Consider the following 21,858-nt stretch of genomic DNA (forward strand, 5'->3'; position numbering starts at 1 on the left):
CAAGTAAGAGAGTTTGATTGCTGTGTGGCTCTTGATTTACTTCTGCTTTAAAGTATTTATTCTGTTAAGCATTTCTTTTCCCCGGACTATAGTCACGTTATAGGCTTGATCAGGATGAGCTGTTGCTTTCTCATAAAATTTTTTTGCCAAACTTTTATTTCCTTGCACGAGGTTGACATAACCCATCATTTCATACATGAAATTCTGGAGTTTGGGATCCGTAGTTTCCGTACTTGATAAATATTTTAAAATTTTTTCGGCCGATACAAATTTGGTGTCCTGATAATTCTTTACATTGTATCCATTGGGTTTACTGAACCAATAATCCCACATACTACCACTATTGTGCTCGTTCCAGGAATATTTAATGAGTTGGAGTGATGCTTCCAGTAAGGCTGAATTTAATTTTTCATTTTTTGGCGATAATTTTTCACTTTCTGCAATATATCGGGCAATTGTTGTATCTATACCTTTATCGTTCATTTCCTGGAAAATAGATTCTTTGAGATATAAAGAATGATTTTTTGAGAAATTCTCATAAGCAAATGAGGTGGGAAAATGATCGGCAAGATTTTCTATTCGGTACCCTTTTTTTAATTCAGATTTTAAATCAATTGTATAAACCGTATTGTAATCATGGAAAAGATATACATAAATGATTCCTCTTTTTAAATCGCAGATTGTAGAATATAATGTATTCAGTTCTCCCTCCTGGTGGGTTTTGTCCAGAATTTTTTTCAGAAAATCTACATTGTTCTCTTTGGATCCGGAGAGCATCTCATTGGTTATTTCCGGTCGTCTGCAGGATAATTTTCCATTGATCATATTACAGTTTGAATTAATTTGAAAATCTCCGCTTTTTTCAGTGATGCCTTTAGGGGTGACCAGAACAGAATTACCCTCCTTATCCGTTAATAAAGCTTGAGAATAAGATATGTAATCATACTTTTCTAAGATGGTTATTGCTTCTTTTACATTTTTGCATTTTCCTAATATTTCCCACATGATGTCTCCCGGATATGGGTTGGTAAGATTTAGCTTACTGAGATCATAATTAGCTGCTGCATAATCAAAAAATAACCCATGTTCATTCATTGCAGACGCAATCTGCATATCCGGAGCTCCGAAGCAAACAGAAGCATAGCGGTCTTTTGTGCTTGGGTTATACCAGATTCTGGTAAATGGAGTGGTATCATCTTCATTAGCAGCAACAAGTACTTCCCCTGCTCTGGAGCATGAAAAAATAGTACAGGCTCTTACGGTATCGATACTACAGAATAGTATACCGATTAAAATAAAAAGAAGATTTCTTTGCATGGTATATTTTATTTAATGGAGAATGCCTAGCATAATGTTCTTATATTAAAACAACTTTGTTAATAAATGTATTACATTAAAGTTAGATTTTCTATTGATTTCCAATGAAAATAGGATGGAATATATTGTTTATTTTAAATAAAGAATGTATCTTTGCACCCACTTTTGTGGCGAAAAGGTTTGATGAGTAAAATACTTATAATTAATTACTTCCGTATTTTTTAATCCGCATTTATTCAAACCGTTAAAAAAGAAGGAATACAAATTTTATTAGAAAATGTCAAAAGAGACAAATTCAGCAGAGGTTTTATTAAACCAAAACGTAACTCCAGAACAATTTGATTGGGATTCATTTGAATCAGGTCTTGATGCAGATGCGAGAAAAGAAAAAAGTGATTTAGAAGAAATCTATAACGGATCTCTTAACAGCCTAAACGATAATGACGTTTTAGTTGGTAGAGTGGTAAGATTAACTGACAAAGAAGCTATCGTAGACATCAACTTCAAATCTGAAGGAGTTATCTCTCTAAACGAATTCCGTTACAACCAAGGCCTAAAAGTAGGTGACGAGGTAGAAGTAATGGTTGACAAGAGAGAAGACAAAACTGGTCAATTACAATTATCTCACAGAAAAGCTAGAACGCTTAAAGCTTGGGATAAAGTAAACGAACTTCACGAAACTGGAGAAATCGTTAACGGTTTTGTTAAATCTAGAACTAAAGGTGGTATGATCGTTGACGTTCACGGAATCGAAGCATTCTTACCTGGTTCTCAAATTGACGTTAAGCCAATTAAAGATTACGATCAGTTCGTAGGAAAAACTATGGAGTTCAAAGTTGTGAAAATCAACCCTGAGTTCAAAAACGTAGTGGTATCTCACAAAGCATTGATCGAAGCAGATATCGAAGGTCAGAAAAAAGAAATCATCGCTCAACTTGAAAAAGGTCAGGTTCTTGAAGGTACTGTTAAGAACATCACTTCTTACGGTGTATTCATTGACTTAGGAGGTGTAGATGGATTGATCCACATTACAGACCTTTCTTGGTCTAGAGTGAACCACCCATCTGAAATCCTAGAGGACGGACAAACTGTAAAAGTTGTAATCCTTGATTTCGATGATGAGAAAACAAGAATCCAATTAGGTATGAAGCAATTAGAAGCTCATCCTTGGGATGCTCTTTCTGCTGACATGAAAGTAGGAGACAAAGTAAAAGGAAAAGTAGTAGTTCTTGCTGACTATGGTGCATTCGTAGAAATTGCTCCAGGTGTAGAAGGATTAATCCACGTTTCTGAAATGTCTTGGTCTACTCACTTAAGATCTGCTGGAGATTTCGTAAAAGTAGGTGATGAAGTAGAAGCTGAAGTATTAACTTTAGATAGAGAAGAAAGAAAAATTTCTCTTGGTATCAAGCAATTGTCTAAAGATCCATGGGAAAACATCGAAACTAAGTATCCTGTAGGATCTCAGCATGTAGGAACTGTAAGAAACTTCACTAACTTTGGTGTATTCGTAGAGTTAGAAGAAGGTATCGACGGATTAATCTACATCTCTGATCTTTCTTGGACTAAGAAAATCAAGCACCCATCTGAGTTCTGTGCAGTAGGTGATAAATTAGATGTTGTAGTTCTTGAATTAGATATCCAAGCTAGAAGATTATCTCTAGGTCACAAGCAATTGACTGAAAACCCATGGGATAAATTCGAAACTAAATATGCTGAGGGAACTATCCACGCTGGTAAAGCTGTAGAAGTTCACGATAAAGGAGCTTCTGTACAATTCGAAGATGCTGAGGTTGAAGCTTTCTGTCCTTCAAGATTATTAGAGAAAGAAGATGGATCTAAAATCAAGAAAGGTGAAGATGCTCAATTCAAAGTAATTGAATTCAACAAAGAATTCAAGAGAGTTGTAGTTTCTCACACAGGTATCTTCAGAGACGAAGAAAAGAAAAACGTTAAAGAATCTTCTTCTAGAAACGTATCTTCTTCTTCAAACAACGAAGAAAGATCTACTCTTGGAGACATCGATGCATTAGCAGAGTTGAAAAGAAAAATGGAAGAAGGTAAATAATCCTTAAACCATTTATAAATAGGGAGCCGCTCAAATGAGCGGCTCTTTTTTTTGTTTTGTGAGAAAAAAATAATGGATTAGAAAATGGCTGCTGTTTGCAGGCAGACCTGTAGGTCAAAATTCAAAATTTTAAACCTGAAATAAAGTAAATGAACTGAAATAAGACTTGAAATTGAAACAAAATATTGTCAAAACTTTATTTTTTTATTCTGTAGAGATACTAAGATTAAAAAAATAAGTAAAATTAAAATTGTTGTTAAACATCCTGCTGTAGGTGTTTTACCAATCTTCTCTTCTTTTAATTGTGAAATATTAAATTACTAATAATGGTGTGTAAGTTTATTTATTTGATTTATTTTTAAATTTAAGTTAATGGAATGTGTTTTTTTTTGTTAATTATTTGTAGATTAGCGGCTTTAATAATGGATATGAAAAATAAAACTCTACCTCTTTTGTTTGCCGTATTTTCTGCTTTTCCAACTTTATTGTTTGGACAAGATAATGAAAGGCTCGTTAAGGATTATATTTCTCAAAATAAAATAAGAGAATATAAGAAGTCTGATCTTAACAATATTATTTTAGATAATGTTGATTATTCAAAATCATTGAATGGAAATGTAGTGAAGTTTGTACAGCTTTATAATGGTTTGCCAGTATATAGTACTTCAGCAACTGCACTTATTCGAGATAATAAGGTTGTATATTATGTAGATAATTTTGTAAAGGATTATTCAAAATCAACACCCGCTACTGCAGCCATCAATAAGGCTACTGCTCTTCAAAAAATAGCGGAAGACCTGAAGAAACCGGAAATTGCTAATTTTACCATTTTAGAACGTTCTGAAAAGTCTGAAAATAGATCAGGATCAGCAAAGCAAAGGCTGGTTTATACAAATGATGCTAACGGAGACCTGCGTCTGGCTTACGAATATACTGTGATGGAGCCAAAATCTCCAAATCATTGGTTGATCGTGGTTGATGCTAATAATGGGAAAATTCTGGATAAAAATAACTTAACGTTATCATGTGATTTCCATCCTGATGCTTATTCTTCGGATCCAGGACACGATCATTCCAATCATTTTGCAAATGTGAATATTGGACCAGAAAACAATGTTACAAGCAGTAACCTTGCATTGTTTGCTCCTGATAATGCTACCTATAATGTGTTTCCTTTGCCTATAGAAGCGCCTACATTTGGATCGAGATCAATCATTACCAACCCTTGGATTCTTAATGCGTCTCCTGAGGGATGGCATTCTGATGGAGTAAATACATACACGGTTACAAGAGGAAATAATGTTTTTGCCTATGAAGATGTTGCAGGAACAGCCTTAACTATAGCACCGGACTATTTACCAGGAACTCCTGCAGAGGGTGGAGCAAACAGAAATTTTGATTTCCCTTTTGATATCAATGGAACTCCTGTTAATAATAGAAATGCAGCGATCACTAATTTATTTTATCTGAATAATAGAATCCACGATGTTTTTTATCAGTTTGGATTTACTGAGACTGCAAGAAATTTCCAACAAAATAATTTTGGAAAAACTCCAGTGGGAGTAGGAGATGATGATTCAGTATATGCAGAAGCTCAAGATGGTGGTGGACTTAATAATGCCAACTTTGGTACTCCTCCGGATGGAGGTAATCCTAGAATGCAGATGTACCTTTGGTCACCTGTAGGAAGAGCATTTTATTATAATGCACCAGCTGCAGCTATTCCTCGTGCACCAGGAGCAGGAACTGCACAGTTTGGACCTCCTTTACCTATGGCAGGAACTACAGGTGATGTAATGTTATCGCCTGTCTTGGACGGATGTACTGCTTTACCGGCAGCATCTCTTACTGAGAAAATAGGTTTGGTGGAAAGAGGGAACTGTGCTTTTGCCATTAAAACAAAAAATCTTCAGGATGCCGGTGCTAAGGCGGTTATTATTTATAACAATGCAGTCAACGGTGCTAATTTGAGTAATATGTCCGGAGATGATCCAACCATTACGATTTCTTCAGTGCTTATTACCAATGCAGAAGGAGAATATATAAAAACTCAGCTTGCTGCCAATACAACAGTAAATGTTACATTAAAAGGTAATAAAACTCCGGATGGAAGTTTTGATAACGGAATTGTAATCCATGAATATGGCCACGGAATATCTAACAGAATGACAGGAACAGGATACGGATGTCTAAGTTCAAGTTCAAGTAAAGAGCAAATGGGTGAGGGATGGTCTGATTTCTTTGCTCTAATGTTAACCAATAAGTTAGGAGATAATGCTACAGTAGCAAGAGGTATGGGGACTTACGCAGGAGGAGAAGGAATTGATGGAGATGGTATAAGACCTAAAAAATACTCTCCGAGTTTTGCTGTTAATGCTTATACCTATGGAGATACTAACGGAATGGAATATCTTAATACAAGTAATGTTTTAGTTCCAGATTCGCACTCTATTGGTTTCGTTTGGGCTACAATGCTATGGGATCTTCATTGGAAGTATGTTGAGAAATATGGCTATTCTTCAGATGTATTGGCTAATACGACAAACGGAAGTACAAGAGTATTGCAATTGGTTACAGATGCATTGAAACTTCAGCCTTGTAATCCTAGCTTTATTGAGGGTAGAGATGCAATATTGGCTGCAGATGTGGCAAAAAACAACGGACAGGATAAATGTATGATTTGGGGGGTATTTGCAAAAAGAGGTCTGGGTACAGGTGCTTCAGCAGGGGTAAAAACAAATATTAATGACCAGGAAGAAAGCTTTAATGTACCTGCAGATTGTATACTGGCTACTAGCGAAGTTACTTCTATCAAGGACAACAAAATTTCTATCTATCCGAATCCTGCAAGAGATGAGTTTTATATTACATTCCCAAGTAAGACTCTTGGTAAAGTAAGTGTAGAACTTTATGATATGTCTGGTAAACTAGTATCTTCTGAAGATAAAATTTCACCGGAAGCTAAAAAAGCAATTTCTACAAACCGTTTAGTTAACGGTACCTATATGGTGAAAGTGAAAGGACTTGGTTTTGAAGCAAATTCAAAAGTGATTGTTAAAAAATAATTAGCTTATATAATCAATTTTAAAAATCGCCACAAGCACTGCTTGTGGCGATTTTATTTATCTATCATGTTGACTCCTTAAGGCAATTTAATTTATATATTGTAACTTTGCAGGCTGTTAAAAAAATTATGAAGAAGAAAAATATACTAAAAGGTGTTTTATTTGTAGGGATTGGAGCTAGTATATACGGTATGTTGGCCACTTTTGTGAAAATGGCCTATCATGATGGCTTTACAACCTCTGAAGTTACCACATCCCAATTCGTTTTAGGTCTTGCAGGTCTTTTAATCCTGAATTTTATCCAGACTTTAACCTCAAGGCAGAAACTATCACTACCCAATTCTAAGGAGCTGAGAATGCTTATGCTTGCAGGAACTTCATTGGGAGGAACAAGTTTGTTTTATTATATTGCAGTGCAGTACATCAATGTTTCCATTGCTATTGTGTTGCTGATGCAGTCGGTATGGTTCAGTGTTGTGGTAGAAAGTATTCTGACCAGAAAGCTGCCTAATGCAAGAAAAGTGGTTTCTGTTGTTATTGTATTGGCAGGGACGATCTTGGCAACCAATCTTATCAATATGGATATAGAGCTGGATTGGCATGGGGTATTCTGGGGACTAATGGCAGCTGCATCATATACATTAACGATGTTTACTTCAAATACACTGGCTACCCATCTGCCTGTGTTCAGGAAGAGTCTTATTATGCTGACAGGTGGTTCCATTGTTGTTTTTGCATTTTTATTCTTTGCACAGATAGGACCGATGTATTTTGATGGATTAAAAGCATTTTATCTGAATTTTACAAACAATACGGAGCATATTCACCCTTTTAATTATTCTATTTTCCTTACCTACGGGTTTGTTTTAGCACTGTTTGGAACGATCATACCTCCAATTTTATTCAATATTGGTTTCCCGAATGCAGGATTAGGTCTGGGAAGTATTGTTTCGTCGCTTGAACTTCCGGTTTCCGTAACGATGGCTTTCGTTTTATTAGGTGAGAAAGTACTCTTAATACAATGGGTAGGAATTATTTTAATTCTTTTTGCTATTGTTTTAATGAATCTTCCGTCTAAAAAAGAGAAAGAAGTTTCAATGGCAGAATTATCTTAGAAAAATATTTAACTAAAAATAACAGTTGAAAACCGTTCCCTTTGGAGCGGTTTTTTTAATTTTAGGAGCGTAAAGAAAATTCCATGAAGTACTTTAAAAATGTAGTGGCCGCAATACTATTAGGAATAGCGCCGGGATTTATGTATTCGCAGATAAGACCTTTGGATGCGATGCTTTCAGATTATCAATATCCTTTTGAGGTTCATTTTTTAGATTTAAAATCGCAGGATAATAATCTGAAGATGGCTTATATGGATGTAAAACCACAAAAACCTAATGGGAAAACCATCATGCTTCTTCATGGAAAAAACTTTAATGGTGCCTATTGGGAAAGAACAGCCAGGGATTTGTCAGTAAAAGGATTCAGGGTAATTATTCCGGATCAGATTGGGTTTGGAAAGTCTTCAAAACCTCATAACTATCAATTTTCTTTTTCACAGTTGGCAGAAAATACAAAATCCATTTTGGATGAGCTGAAGATTGAAAAAGCTATTGTTTTAGGTCATTCAATGGGAGGGATGGTTGCGACAAGATTTACATTGCTTTATCCGGAAAAAGTTCAGCAACTTATCTTGGAAAACCCCATTGGACTGGAGGACTATAAAACTTTTGCGGGGTACCAAAATATAGATCAGGCCTACCAGTCTGAGCTTAAAAATACAGCAGAAACATATAAAAACTACCAGTTAAAATTCTACTATGATAACAAATGGAGAGAAGAGTACCAACCATGGCTTGATCTGATTGCCGGATGGACTCTTCATAAGGATTATCCGCAGGTGGCGTGGGATGCAGCCCTTACTACTGATATGATCTATAATCAACCTGTCTGTTATGAATTTAAAAATATAAAAACACCCACCTTACTTATCATTGGAACAAGAGATAGAACAGCTATAGGAAAGGATAGAGCCCCGAAAGAACTTCAACCAAAAATGGGGCAATATCAGGAGCTGGGGAAGAAGATCCAACATGAAATTACCGGTGCTCAATTGGTAGAGCTTGAAAATGTAGGCCATCTTCCCCATATAGAAGTCTATTCTAATTTTTTTGACGCTTTATATAATTTTATTAAATAGTTGATTTCTATAGTAAATAATTAATATTATCTTGTTCTTTGTATTTATTTTTCAAAATATTGAGATAAAACAGAAATTTATTAACTTTGAGGATATTAAAAACACAAGGAGTTAATAATGTCAGAAATAAAATTATCCAAAAAAGAAATATTAGGCAGGCTGAATACCATCAAAATAAAACCCTCTGGACTCCAACAGAGAAGATATGGTGTGTCTGTGAAATACTTTTCTGGTAATGAAGACAGTCCATCCAAAAGAATAGATTATACCGTAACAGCCAATCTAAACATAGAATATGGTAGAGGTACGTTAAGTCTTAATAAAGAAAATATATTTTATAACCAGCATGAGGCTGATCAAATCAGTGAGATCATTTCGTCTGCATTATCAACAACAGTTTATCCAGTTGAAATAGATCTCAATGAAAAAGGAACAGGAACGGGGGAAATTACCAATTACGATAAAATTGTAGAAAGATGGAATATTCAGAAGTTTAAGCTATCCGAAAAGTATAGCAGTAATGATTTGGATGTTTTTTTTACAAACTTTGAAAAGAAGCTTCAAAATAAATCCATTATTGAACAAAGTCTACGCTATGATTGGTATTGGAATCTTTTTTTTCATCCTAAATTTATCCATTATGGAGATGCCAGAAGCGTAGCTAAAGATTTGTATCTGGCCGTTATTCCCTATCAGGAACCATTGAAGTTTTCAGGAACACAGACCATCAACAAATTTCCTACAGATTACCATTCTTTTGTGATAGAATTTGAAAGTCTGGAAATATTGGCTCCAGATTACTTTTATCCCAAAGATTATCCCAGAGAAAATCCATTATTCATGACACTGAAAGTGATTTTTGATCATGATCTGTATCATCATTTTCCTATGCATACCAGAGCTTATTTTGAAGTGTTCTCTAAGGATCGTGCAGGAGTAAAAAGTTTTATCAAAAAAATACATTATACCCAATATCAGATTGGGGTAGATGAGTACAAAAATAAAGTACTGGATGAGAGCAGTCCCTTTATTACAGGAGGTCTGGTAAAGGTACCACCGAATAAATGGGGATTTGATAATTTCGAAAGAATAGAAAATGACTGGTAGAAGCCACCAGTTCAATAAAAAGGTTTATTTTTACAAAAACACACCAAAATGTCACTAAAAGAAAAAGTAGTACAGGGAGCACTCTGCAAATGCAATTTTGGCACTGCACCAGATAAGCTAAAGGTACTTACGCAAACCAAATATTATGTGAATGACCATGAGAGCAGCAGTAAACTGGCAGCTACTCATAAAGATATTGGAGCCACTTTTGAAAAGAATACTTTCGGCTCATGCTCCAAAAAGAATAATACCCCCTGTTCTGCTGTTGTTACACAATGGAGCGGTTATTATGAAAAAGAACTCTACGACCCGCCCGGAGGTTATATTTTACTGGAAGACAGTAAAGCAACCTGCCCAATAGGTGGTACCGACTGTATTACCATCATCAAGACAGGACAAATGGGGGAACCTACCAAAAAGAATATACAGAAAGCTGATAGTGAACTGCAGTCCCATGTGAACCCAATGATGGATCTGAAAAATATTGACAAAAAAGATCCTTACAAATTTCTAAATGCTGAATAATTATGGCAGAAAATATTGAAAATAAAGTTGGGCTACAGGGGTGTTACTGGAAAGAAAATGAGAAGCTATTTTCTGTTTCTAAAGGAGGAACCTTTATATTATATACAAATAATCTCAACGAGTTTAGTGTTGATGAAAGATGTGTTGGTGGAAAGACCAAGAACCCTAAGGAAACTGTTAGTAAGGCCAGATGGGCTTTTATCTATGACTTTTTCTTCCAGAAACTAGAAAAAGCAAAACAAGAAGATATCTCTGAAAATTTATGGGGACCCCTTAGTGGAGGTACGGATAATGTAGCTAAATATGGTTTGGGTACCCAATATAAACAAGGGAGCAAACTTATTTTTAAACCTGAAAGCTATAGCTATTATTATGGATATAAACAAAGGGTTGAACTTTTCACCGAAAGCCCGGGAACAGGTTTTTATTTTTATATTATTCCGGTGGATAAGCCCCAGATATCCTTTGCTTATTTTACAAAAAGTGAGGAAATAAAACATTATGGAGATAGTGTTTCACTGCAGATTATGCTGCATGCCTATAATCTGGACAAGAAAAATAAATATAAGGCAAAATTATATTTATTAGAAGAGACTGTTGCTAAAGGTCTTACAGAAACCGACGATTTTAAAGATAATAATCTTTGGAAAGAGCCTCGTATATATAATATTGCAAACAGTGTAAGTGGAGATAATTGGAATTCTTACATCAATCTTAATTTTCCAATAGACATTGAATGGAAAAAGGATCAGAAATCAGAGAAAAACTTTACGGTTGTACTCGAAGTATATAAGTTTTGGGAAGAACCTGGCGTAATCTATGGAACTAATCATAAAGAAGAAAGGGTTAATTATAAAAACTATGCAGATGATCCAACAACTGATCTCGTAGAATATGATCCTGAAATACTGGGTTTAAAAGATATAGATAATAAAAAATCAGTTTCCAGCAGGTTTATAGTTTCTGAGGAACTAATGGGTGACTACCTTAAACGTATTGAACAGGATAAAAACAATATGATCCAATATATCGGCGATATTGAATATAACCAAAGAGAATTTGATCCGTGTGGGTATTCAAAGATTACGGTAAAGGATGAAGATGATAAGGATAGAGAATCATTTGTCATATTTGATGAAACAGCGGCTGTAGGAGCAATAGATAAGACCAAGCAAAGCTTTGCGATTATAACGGGAGATACCCGAAAGAATATTTCCATTACCCTGGATCAGCTTACTACGCAGGATACCTTCTGTCAGGGATTATTGTTGGATGATGGGCAAAAGCATTCTGTGAAAAAGAATGTTTTTCAGGTAGATAAGGTATATGCAGCCTTAAAAAATGGAAATAATCATGTAAGACAGGCAGATAGCACCCATCAGCAGCAACAGAAAAATGCAGGAGTTGCAACTACTGATGAAAATAAAAATGATACGGATGTTGTAAAAACAAACAATTCATATAATGCATCTGTGGCTCAGCAGTGGAGAGAGGGGGTTGATTACAAGATAAACAGCAATGAGAAGATCACCCTGATGCTGAGATATATGTATAATAAGACGGCTTTTGAGAGTTTTCAAAACCCTGATAATAAGAATATAAATGCTGGAGTAAATCTATTATGGATCTTCAGGTATTTTTGGTTCACCGATGATACTGCTCAAACTTATTTTTTACCCGTATCTACCTGTAGATATCCAAATCAATTAGTCAAAATAAATGTTTGGCCGGACATTGAATGGGAAGTATCATTCATTATTTCAACCAACGAAACGCACACCTTGAGTTTTGGGAAAAAAGAGGATCTAAACAATTATCCTGCGGGACAAGGGTTGAGATTCTCGGATAAATTTAAAACTAAAAGCGAATATAAAGGCTTTAGTTTTTCTACAGATATTTCCGCAAAGATCAACGGGAATGTTCATAAACTTGGATTTGAGAAGATTGAAAATATTATAAAAAAGCTTGCTGATCTGAAAGAGTTTTTAGATAAATTCAATAGTGATAATTCTGCAAATGCTAGTACAGGAGGCTTTAAAGAGTATTTTAGTTTTAAACTTGTTTCCCCAAATATAGTATTAGCTTTTAAGTGGAACATGGGCAGCGTTGTTGAAACGGAGAATAACCATAGAGCTGTAACAATGCTTAACGGAGCCTTTAAATTGGCGCCACTTATCGGAATAAACTTTGAAGTGGACCTGTTTGTTATCACAGATAGTATTAAAGTGTATGGAATTGGTGATATAACTAAATTTATTAGAAAAGCTATTGAATGGGTTACCGAAACAGATATATATTTAATTGCTTATGTAAATATTGAATTAAATGGTGAGTTTACAATAGTATATAACTCAATAAATGGTATAGATAATAAAAAGTCTAACAAGAAAGCTATTTTAAGTATTCCTTTTGGAGTAAAAGGGGGAATAAAAAGTAATGAAGAAAATGTAATCATCTTACCTACAGGTGAAAAGAAAGAAAAATTTGAAGCTGAAATTTCTATAAATTCAGGAATTGAAATTACAGAAGAATTAGGGACTGATAATACAGGACCTTATAAAAAGAATAGTTATGTTTTTAAAGGACTAAACGTTAAAGTAGTTATCATCGAAAATGTATTTAGTAGAAATAAACTCTCAGTTATCCCAAAAATTGATGAAACATTCGAAGTAATGAAAGAGGATAAAATCTGTCCTGAAAGTATAGAATATTTAAATAATAAAAAAGATGAAAAGCAAAATTAAGTATATAATTGTTATTATTCTTAATCTAAGCCTAATGATGGTTTCTTGTCAATCTAAATCGGATAAAGTTAATCTAAGTATTTTGGCTGAACCTTACCAAAATATGGTTAAGGATAAGCAGATCAATCCTCTAAGATATCGTGACTATGTTGATGATTTGCACAATCGGGTGGTGTTGCAAGAAAATCAAATCCAGGAAAAATGGCAGCCTTTTAAGATCAGTAATACATTGGATTACATGGATGTCTATTTTAGTAAAGAAAAAATAATAGGATTTAAAGGATATTTTGAAGAGGGAGCTAAAAATAATGCAGATGAAATATATAAAGCCTTAATTAAAAGTATATCAAATGACAAAGATTATTCTCAGATTGAATTAAAGAACAATGATTCAAATATCTTAATGAATGAATGGGAGTCAAAAGAAAATATACTAGGATTAAAATACGAGAAAGTTAATAAGAGTATTGCCATAATTGTAGTAAATAAGAATGAACTGCCTTTCTTTTTTGATAAAGTCTTTTACAGTGAATTTTTAAACTTAACCCAATTGAGAAGTAATCATTCAGAAATTCATTTAAAAGAGTTAAAAACTCAGTCATCAAATAATGATAAAAGTTTTTATAAGGAAAAATTCAAGGAATTAAAAGGAGAATATAACCAAAAAACAAAATAAGAATGAGTCAGCAGCCCATGTATAAAGTGGAAGTAAAAGCATATTTATGTTCAATCGAAATTGAAGTGAATGGTATTCCTTGCTTTTCTTATTTTAATGAACCTCAAATTGCAACGGATATTCCTATCAATAATCTGATGTTTTCTTCAGGAGAGCAAGACGTTAAATTTAGAATTACCCCACTTTTTAATAATAAAAACTTTCATAAAGACACTACAATTGAAGTAAATATCTATGTAAAGGAAGCAAACGATTTCTATTTGAAAAAACAGGTTATTAACTCCTATACACTCGATGAATCTCTGGAAAATAAATCATTCTTTGAGAATATTTTAAACTTTGATGCAGCGTTTCCTTATAACCTAGATGTCAGCGATATAAAATATGATTTCTCCAGAGAGGAAGAAGATCTTCTGCTTTCTGAGGTATATAAACAATATGATCTGTTAGCCAGCTATATTAAGAATGATGATTTAAAAAAATATAACGAGTTTACTAGCCTTCGATTTAATGACTTTATGACAGCTCATTATCTAGATGAGAATAAAAAACAATATTATTTAAATAAGGCTCTTTTTTCGTACAAAGACTATGATTTAACTTTAGTTTCAAAAGAAGAATATATTTTAAGGTTTTGCTTTAATAACAGATTAGTGTATTTGGCAAAATTGAATAATGCCCCAGGATTAATATTGGAAGACCTGAATTCTCAGGAAGAAGGGCTGCACTTTATTGAAAGTGCCATTTTCTATAGGGATCAGAAAGGTGATTTGACATTATTTAGATAGGAAATGACAAATTATTTTCAGGTAGAAAAATAATTTCACGATACAAATGACAGCATTTAAATACATAAACTTTGAAAAGTAGAGTACAGGGCGTTTTAAATTTTTTAGTAAGAAACTTTTTGCTGTTTTTTCAGATTTATGCCATCGTATATGTTTTTATAAACTCCTATATTGATCTATGGTTTTCCTTGAATAGGGAAGCCTTTTTTGAGTTTGAAAAGGTCATTGTAATCAACTTTTTTCAGGCTGAAGTGTTATTCTTATATATATTGTATAATAAGATTAAGAATAATAAAAATGAAAAAATTGCAGGGCTAAAAGTTATGTATTCGAAATATCTGGAAGATATGCAAAGTCAGGGAGTGAGTAAGCGTAAAGCATCCATATCTATGCTGGTGGCGGTTGTTATTTTGGCATTTCTTTTTATTGTCTTGATCTTAAAATCTCCTTTTGGAGACTTTTTAAAACTGATCATAGGACTTAATGAAGTAATGATAAAGAATGTTGAAATACTAATACCTTGCTTGCTGTTGGTTATATTTCTTTATTATCAATTAAAGCATGAAGCAAAAGACATGATGTTTAATGCAGCCAATAGGTTGAGTACCATAATGAATAGTTTTAAAATCTCAATACCCATATTTATCATTTTATATGCAGTACGAATCTATTTTTCGGGAAAAACTGAAGAATCTTTTGTGCCGGCAGCTTTACTGGCGGTTAACTTATCTTTTTTAATGATGATTATCAGGGAAAAAAAAATAATTTTTCAGAGTAAATAAATATACATTGATCATTAAAATCCAAATATGAAATTCAATAAGGAAAAGAAAGGCGATAGTTTTTGGGTAGTTTTTTTCTCTATTATATTCATGCTTTTACTTCTGGGAATGGGAGGTGGTGGAGTCTACTATAGCTACAGTAAATTTTCCATACATATAGATTTGGTCTCCAATGGGATCAAGACAGGGGGAAACATTACAGGTTACGAAGAAAGTTGGTCAAAGGATGATGATGGTGGATATACAAAAATGTATTCTCCAATAATCAGATACTATGATACATCCAATCAGTCTCATGAACTCTACGCTGATTACAGCTCAAGCAATAGAGCGTGGTCCAATGAAGTAACTGTATATTTTGATAAGGATAACCCATCAAAAGCCATTCGCGGGGGATTTTGGCACTTATGGTTTTGGCCATTTATCATTCTTTGTTTATCAATGATCCCGCTAGGAATAGGATTATTTGTCCTTAAATATTATATCGACCTATTATTTAAAAGAAAAGACCGTTTATAGCTAAACGGTCTTCCTTTTTAACTGAATCAATAAAGCTAAAATACCAATGCCGGAAAAAATGATGCATGAAATACCCAGATTTTGAATCAATCCAATACTTACCAATCCAATACCGATTAATACATAGTAAATGAGCCCTAATAATGCCCCTGCGCTTCCCGTTTCATTTTTATAATGAATTAAGGCAGTGCTTAAAATATTAGGAATAGCCATACTGAATGCCATAACAATAAAAAAGTAAGGAATTAAAAAATAGACTCCATAATCCATTACTATCCAGACAAAAACAGAAGCTGCAAATGCTCCCAATGTACTTCCGTTAACTAAAGCCTTAGGCGAAATATTTCTTAATAACAGAAATCTGTTAAGCTTAGCTCCTGTAAAAGTACCAGCAGCCAATATGATACTGCTGTATCCAAAAATATAGGATGAATACTGTTGCTCCTTAAAAATAAATGGAGCTAGTGAATAATACGAAAATAACAGAACATTAAAACTCATAATGAGCAGGCAGCATCTGATAATCTCCCGATCGCTAAGCATTTTTTTTAATAAACTGAAAAGAGTACGAACATTTATTTCTTTTCCTGAATGATTGGTTTCAGAGACCCTTTTTCTCGCAAGAATATAAAATAGTACAGACAGCAGATATAAAGTGATAAAAACACCCTGATGTCCGGTAGAAGAAGCAAGCACAGAACCGGTGGTCATCCCAATAATCGGACTGATGGATAATCCGATCCCAATCCAGGAAAATACCTTACTGATGTGGTCCTTGTCATAAGTGTCCCGTAGGATAGTCTGGGTAACGATTGAGCCCACGGCAATTCCAAAGGCTGAAACTATTCTTGCAGCAAGCAGGATGATGAAGCTAGGAGCAAAGACCGCTGCAAAAGTTCCGATTCCGTAAGTGATCAATCCATATTCTAATGATTTTTTTCTTCCGATTCTGTCACATTGTACTCCCCAAAATGCAACTCCCAGAGCAAAAGCTATAAAATATAAACTGATGGTTAAGGTAGTAGATTCTTCATTCACTTCAAATTTTTCCTGAACCATTGGTAAAACAGGGCTGTAGATGGTTTCTACAAACTGAGGAAGCATTACCAGCAAGGTAAGTAGCCAAAGTGGGTTTGTCTTTTTCATTTTTTTCTGCAAAGTTTTGAAAATTTCAGTGTATATTTATAATGATATAAAAACAAAAAATATCAAAAATAGGACATGGCTATACTCCAGCAAAATGAAGAATTTGATGCTGATTCTATTCAAGAGAAAGTAATTGGAATTGTTTCTGATATGGTGATGCATGATTCTGGCTTTCATTTCCATACTGCCAAGGCTCAGTTGCTGTATGCTCCATCAGGCTGTATGACGGTTACTACATCTGATAGGCAGTTTGTGCTGCCTCCGTTCAGAATGCTTTGGATCCCGGCTAATGAAATTCATCGGGTGAATTTCCGAAATATGGTAGCGTACAGATCCATTTATTTTGATGAGGAATATGCAGAAAAGCACATCAATTCCAGCCTTAAGGTTTTACAAGTAAACCCATTGTTGAAAGAGATGATTGAAAGAATCTGTTTCTGGGACTGGGTTGCCCTTAATAATAATCAGGAGAATATTCTAAAAGTATTTTGGAATGAAATGGATGATGCTCCTGAAGAAAAGCTAGAGCTTAAAATGCCAGAGGACAGACGGTTTAAGAATAGGATAGAGGAATGGACAAAACGGTTGTCTATACCACCTATGCTGAAAAAACTGGCAGAGGAAACTGGGGCTGTAGAAAAAACAATTACCCGTATTTTTAAAAAGGAAACCGGTCTGTCTTATCAGGAATGGAGGCAGCAATGGCGTCTTCAGAGATCCATTGAGCTTTTGGTGGAGGGTAACTCAATAGGAGAGGTCTCTTATATTCTTGACTTCTCTTCAGACAGCGCATTTATAGAGTTTTTCAAAAAGCATACAGGATCTACACCATTACAATATCTAATGAAAAATGAGTAGGAGGGTATAGATACTATTTTCTTGAAAGATTTCCTGCCTTATGGAAAGATACCGGAAAAATAATTTATATAAAATTGTATTACCAAATAAGAATGGATTTTATGAACAATTATAGCAGTACAATCGAGATTAAAACTACGGCCGATAAAGTATATGACGCTCTGACTCATAAAATTCCTCTTTGGTGGACTGAAATGTTTGAAGGATCATCAGGGAAAAACGGTGACGTTTTCACGGTACGGTTTGGAAATCATATTCACAAAACAATACAAGTAAAAGAGACCGAAGTCAGTTCAAAGATTATCTGGCATATTGAAGATTCGTTGATCGCTATTCCTGAATTGAAAAATCAATCAGAATGGATGGGTACAACCGTGGTTTGGGAAATAGAGAAGAAAGAAAATATAACGATACTGAAGCTTACCCATATAGGCTTACCTCCGCTTATTGAATGCTATGGCATATGTTCTAATGGCTGGGTACAATTTATCAATAGCCTGAAACTATTTGTGGAAACAGGAACAGGAATTCCGTATAAAGAATAATAGGATAAGCTAAGGTATATAAAAAGAAAAGAGACTGTTTACTTGTAAACAGTCTCTTTTTGTATGTATTGTTGTCTGAATTATTTCTTCTTGTAAGCAGCGTCTTTAATTCTCGCTTTTTTACCTCTAAGATCTCTGAAGTAATAGATTCTAGCTCTTCTAACTCTACCTCTTCTGTCAACCTCGATTTTTTGAAGTGCAGGCATGTTGATAGGGAATACTCTTTCTACACCTACATCACCACTCATTTTTCTGATTGTGAAAGTTTTTGTAGAACCAGTACCTCTTAATTGGATAACTGTTCCTTTGAAGAACTGAGTTCTTGTCTTTTGTCCTTCTTTAATTTCGTAATACACAGTAATTGTATCACCTGCTTTGAATTCAGGGAATTCTTTTTTCGCAATGTACTTGTCTTGTACGTACTTTAATAAATCCATTATTATAAAATAAAATGTTAAAGCTAAGCAACTTACACGTTTATCGTCAGAGGTTGAATAACAGGTTGCAAATGTACAAAATAGTTTTTGAATACACCAAATAATTAATGTAGCAAAAACTATAATTTTTTCATTTTGATTTTGCTTAAAAATTAACAGTTTCTTTAAAATACCATCAGCCAGAGTTTACATGGGAAATCTACTTTTGCCCGAAATTAAAATCTGAGATACAGATTTTAAATTCCTGATTTACAAATTAAAACTCAATATGTCATTTTAAAACTAAACTATTATGAAACACTATTTCTTCTTTTTTTGTTTCGTAGCACAAATGGCGTTCGGGCAGGTTTTGTTCCCCTATCTGCAAAACCCGACTCCGAATTCCATGATCGTCAATTGGAAGACCGCTTCCGATAACGAAACAACTGTGATCTACGGGAACTCACCTTCCAATCTGAATGTTACCGTAACAGGGACTACCAATATCTTTTCAGATACCGGATATAATAATAATTATTATTATCACACCGCAAAAATTACAAACCTGCAGCCTAATACCAAGTATTATTATAAAATAAAGACCGGAGCCAACGAGTCTGCAGTCTACAATTTCAGAACACTTCCATTACCAGGGCAGGCTGTAACAAATGATGGAAAAATCAGGTTTCTTATTATGGGAGATAACCAGATTAAGGCAGAGCCAAGATATGACAGTCTTACTTTAAATGCCTTCAAAAAGTTGAAGCAAAAATTTGGAGCCAATTCAGATCCATCCGATAATATTGCTCTTACCTTTATGGTAGGAGACCAGGTAGATGTGGGAACACTGGATCACTATGAGAATGTTCACTTCAAAAAGAATGTGAAGCTATCCCCTTATCTGCCTATTCAGACAACGGTAGGAAACCATGAAACCTATGGAACTTTGGGGATGAATTCCTATTATGCTCATTTCTATATAGATGAAATAAAATACAAGAACATCAGCTCAGGAAATGAAAACTATTATGCTCAGCAGGCTGGGAATGTATTATTTATCAGCTTAAGCTCCGAGCATACAGGATCAGCACAGCAGACATGGCTACAGCAGGTTCTAACGGCGGCGAATAGTGATTCTACTGTAGACTGGATTATTTCTTTAAGTCACAGGCCTTATCAGGCAGAGCAGTATGTAGGAGATATTTCCACTTGGGTAAGAAATAATGCTGTACCACTTTTGGTAACTTCTGATAAATATCTGATGCACGTAGGTGCTCACCACCACTTGTATCACAGAGGGCAGTTGAAAAATACACCCAATTATCAGATTATTTCCGGAGGTACGGCTTGGGATCAGTATTGGGGAATGTCTAATGAACAAGATTTTGATGATGTTCAGAAAACATTAACAGACTGGACGTATCAAATTGTTGAAGTAGATATCCCAACAGGAAAAGTAGATATAGAATGTTACTCGATTGGCGGAATTTATACCAAGAAAAATAATGAGCTGGTAGATTCTTTCCACCGATATAAAAACCAGCCTAAACCGGCAAAACCATCTATTAACAATGCTTTCACCGGTCCGATTACATTGCCGTTAACATTGAATGGAAGTGCCTTTTCATCTTCAAATGGAGAACAGCTAAACACGACTCAATTCCTAATAAGCAAGGCTCCTGATTTTTCTGTAGTAGAAAAAGAAGTGTATCGTGATTTTGAAAACTGGTTTGGGAAAGACGGAAACGGAAATCCTGATAAAGCTAAAAACTTAAACGAAGGAGTAGATATTACAAAGGTAATACTGGCCGCCAATTCTATTCCGAATGGTATTTATTACGCGAAAACCCGTTACAGAGATAGAAATCTTGAATGGAGCGACTGGAGCGACGTAAAGCAGTTTGAGATTACAGGAAGTGTTGTTTCAAACCCAACATTTACTCTAGATAAAACTGAATATGCTCAAAATGAACCCATCGTAGGTACCTTTACCGGAGGACCTGGAAACCAGCAGGACTGGGTAGGGCTTTATAAAAAAGGACAGACGCCAACCACTACCACTTCCCAGGGTTTCATTTATACGAACGGACAAACAGCAGGAACAGTTACATTTAATAATGGATTGGCTAATAAAGGTCAATACTTTGCAGGGTTCTTTGCTAACGGAGGATACACAGAAATCACACCAAGAAAAAATTTCTATGTAGGACCTAAAGTTCAATTGCAGGCTACAGCTGATACTTATCCTGTAGGAGGAACTGTTGTTATTAATTATACCAATGGTCCGAATTTGCAGAAAGACTGGATCGGAATTTATAAAATGGGCCAAACTCCGGGAACTACTGCCGCGATAAAATGGAACTATGTAACAACAGCAGCCGGAACTCTTAACTTTACAGGTCTTCCAAAAGGATATTACTATGCACAATATTTACTGGAAGATGGGTATAACGGAATCGGAGACAAAGTCTTCTTTAAAGTTGGAGATATTGTTACCGAATTATGGATCAACAAACCTGTTTATTCATTGGGAGAGAATATTACTGCTTCATGGACGGATTCTCCGGGGATTATAAAAGACTGGTTAGGAATCTATCCTCAAAATATTCAGACACCGGATGATAATTTTGTTTCCTACACTTACTTCGACGGAGTGACACAAGGGACTAAGACCATTCAGGGGACGGCAATTCCTACTACACCGGGTAATTACTATATGGTAATGTTTACAAACGATTCTTATACAGAAGTTTCAAACAGAGTACAGTTTCAGGTAAGCTCAGGAACTTTAGGAGTAGATGAGGTAAAAAGTACAGAGAAAAATGTAATTCTGTATCCGAATCCTACAAAACCAGGGGAGCCAACCTTTATTAAGAGTGATTATCCAATTGAAAAAATTGAATTGGTTTCCGCTTCGGGAGAGCTATTGTATGAATCTAAGAATATTCACAACCAACGTTTCTCTTTAGTGAATGAAAATCTTCCAAAAGGAGTATACTTTGTAAAAGTTCACGCAAGAAAATTATTTACTTTAAAGCTGATCATTCAGTAATAAATAAAATCAATCATAAAAATAAGGAGGTCGTCAGCAATGATGACCTCTTTTTA

The 21,858-nt window shown here is 34.7% G+C and carries 17 protein-coding genes; 14 read left to right on the forward strand and 3 right to left on the reverse strand.

Going from position 1 to position 21,858, the window contains the following annotated elements; translation table 11 throughout:
* Positions 1–36 precede the first annotated feature (36 nt).
* The gene (locus SCA31_RS02920) at positions 37–1,317 is read right to left on the reverse strand and encodes a carcinine hydrolase/isopenicillin-N N-acyltransferase family protein (RefSeq protein ID WP_410695359.1); all 1,281 of its coding nucleotides are present in this window, start codon (positions 1,315–1,317) and stop codon (positions 37–39) included.
* Positions 1,318–1,594: 277 nt separating this feature from the next.
* On the opposite strand from SCA31_RS02920, the gene rpsA reads away from it, so the two are divergent.
* From rpsA to SCA31_RS02975, 11 genes are all read left to right on the forward strand, one after another.
* Positions 1,595–3,385, forward strand: coding sequence for a 30S ribosomal protein S1 (rpsA, locus tag SCA31_RS02925; protein ID WP_076353893.1), 1,791 nt, complete (start codon positions 1,595–1,597; stop codon positions 3,383–3,385).
* A 428-nt stretch (positions 3,386–3,813) separates the two neighbouring features.
* Positions 3,814–6,450, forward strand: a complete 2,637-nt coding sequence (locus SCA31_RS02930; RefSeq protein WP_410695360.1) for a T9SS-dependent M36 family metallopeptidase — start codon at positions 3,814–3,816, stop codon at positions 6,448–6,450.
* 128 nt (positions 6,451–6,578) lie between these two features.
* Complete coding sequence (locus SCA31_RS02935; protein ID WP_410695361.1) at positions 6,579–7,565, forward strand: EamA family transporter; 987 nt, start codon at positions 6,579–6,581, stop codon at positions 7,563–7,565.
* 83 nt (positions 7,566–7,648) lie between these two features.
* Positions 7,649–8,644, forward strand: a complete 996-nt coding sequence (locus tag SCA31_RS02940) for an alpha/beta fold hydrolase (RefSeq protein ID WP_410695362.1) — start codon at positions 7,649–7,651, stop codon at positions 8,642–8,644.
* Positions 8,645–8,761: 117 nt separating this feature from the next.
* Positions 8,762–9,751, forward strand: a complete 990-nt coding sequence (locus SCA31_RS02945) for a hypothetical protein (protein ID WP_410695363.1) — start codon at positions 8,762–8,764, stop codon at positions 9,749–9,751.
* 48 nt (positions 9,752–9,799) lie between these two features.
* The gene (locus SCA31_RS02950; protein WP_410695364.1) at positions 9,800–10,276 is read left to right on the forward strand and encodes a DUF4280 domain-containing protein; all 477 of its coding nucleotides are present in this window, start codon (positions 9,800–9,802) and stop codon (positions 10,274–10,276) included.
* A 2-nt stretch (positions 10,277–10,278) separates the two neighbouring features.
* Positions 10,279–13,020, forward strand: a complete 2,742-nt coding sequence (locus tag SCA31_RS02955) for a hypothetical protein (RefSeq protein ID WP_410695365.1) — start codon at positions 10,279–10,281, stop codon at positions 13,018–13,020.
* Positions 13,004–13,696 (forward strand): hypothetical protein, encoded by a 693-nt coding sequence (locus tag SCA31_RS02960; protein ID WP_410695366.1) that lies wholly within the window; start codon positions 13,004–13,006, stop codon positions 13,694–13,696. Before SCA31_RS02955 ends, SCA31_RS02960 begins: the two co-directional genes overlap by 17 nt.
* Positions 13,697–13,698: 2 nt before the next feature.
* A complete protein-coding gene (locus SCA31_RS02965; protein ID WP_410695367.1) occupies positions 13,699–14,484 on the forward strand; it encodes a hypothetical protein in 786 nt (261 codons plus the stop codon).
* 71 nt (positions 14,485–14,555) lie between these two features.
* Positions 14,556–15,266 carry a hypothetical protein gene (locus SCA31_RS02970; RefSeq protein WP_410695368.1) on the forward strand — a complete coding sequence of 237 codons (711 nt, stop codon included), beginning with the start codon at positions 14,556–14,558 and terminating at the stop codon, positions 15,264–15,266.
* A gap of 27 nt (positions 15,267–15,293) precedes the next feature.
* Positions 15,294–15,785, forward strand: a complete 492-nt coding sequence (locus tag SCA31_RS02975; protein ID WP_410695369.1) for a DUF3592 domain-containing protein — start codon at positions 15,294–15,296, stop codon at positions 15,783–15,785.
* Here the strand turns inward: SCA31_RS02975 and SCA31_RS02980 are convergent, their stop codons facing one another.
* A complete protein-coding gene (locus tag SCA31_RS02980) occupies positions 15,786–16,931 on the reverse strand; it encodes an MFS transporter (RefSeq protein WP_410695370.1) in 1,146 nt (381 codons plus the stop codon). It lies immediately after the preceding gene.
* 75 nt (positions 16,932–17,006) lie between these two features.
* On the opposite strand from SCA31_RS02980, the gene SCA31_RS02985 reads away from it, so the two are divergent.
* Both SCA31_RS02985 and SCA31_RS02990 read left to right on the forward strand, forming a co-directional pair.
* Positions 17,007–17,789: an AraC family transcriptional regulator gene (locus tag SCA31_RS02985; RefSeq protein ID WP_410695371.1), complete on the forward strand. Its 783-nt coding sequence runs from the start codon at positions 17,007–17,009 to the stop codon at positions 17,787–17,789.
* Positions 17,790–17,890: 101 nt separating this feature from the next.
* Positions 17,891–18,334 carry an SRPBCC family protein gene (locus SCA31_RS02990; RefSeq protein ID WP_410695372.1) on the forward strand — a complete coding sequence of 148 codons (444 nt, stop codon included), beginning with the start codon at positions 17,891–17,893 and terminating at the stop codon, positions 18,332–18,334.
* A gap of 80 nt (positions 18,335–18,414) precedes the next feature.
* Here the strand turns inward: SCA31_RS02990 and rplS are convergent, their stop codons facing one another.
* Complete coding sequence (gene rplS, locus SCA31_RS02995) at positions 18,415–18,771, reverse strand: 50S ribosomal protein L19 (protein ID WP_002980648.1); 357 nt, start codon at positions 18,769–18,771, stop codon at positions 18,415–18,417.
* 292 nt (positions 18,772–19,063) lie between these two features.
* Between rplS and SCA31_RS03000 the strand changes: the two genes are divergently transcribed.
* Positions 19,064–21,802: a fibronectin type III domain-containing protein gene (locus SCA31_RS03000; RefSeq protein ID WP_410695373.1), complete on the forward strand. Its 2,739-nt coding sequence runs from the start codon at positions 19,064–19,066 to the stop codon at positions 21,800–21,802.
* The last annotated feature ends 56 nt before the right edge of the window (positions 21,803–21,858 follow it).

This window comes from Chryseobacterium sp. SIMBA_028 (assembly GCF_046535285.1).
Lineage (GTDB): Bacteria > Bacteroidota > Bacteroidia > Flavobacteriales > Weeksellaceae > Chryseobacterium.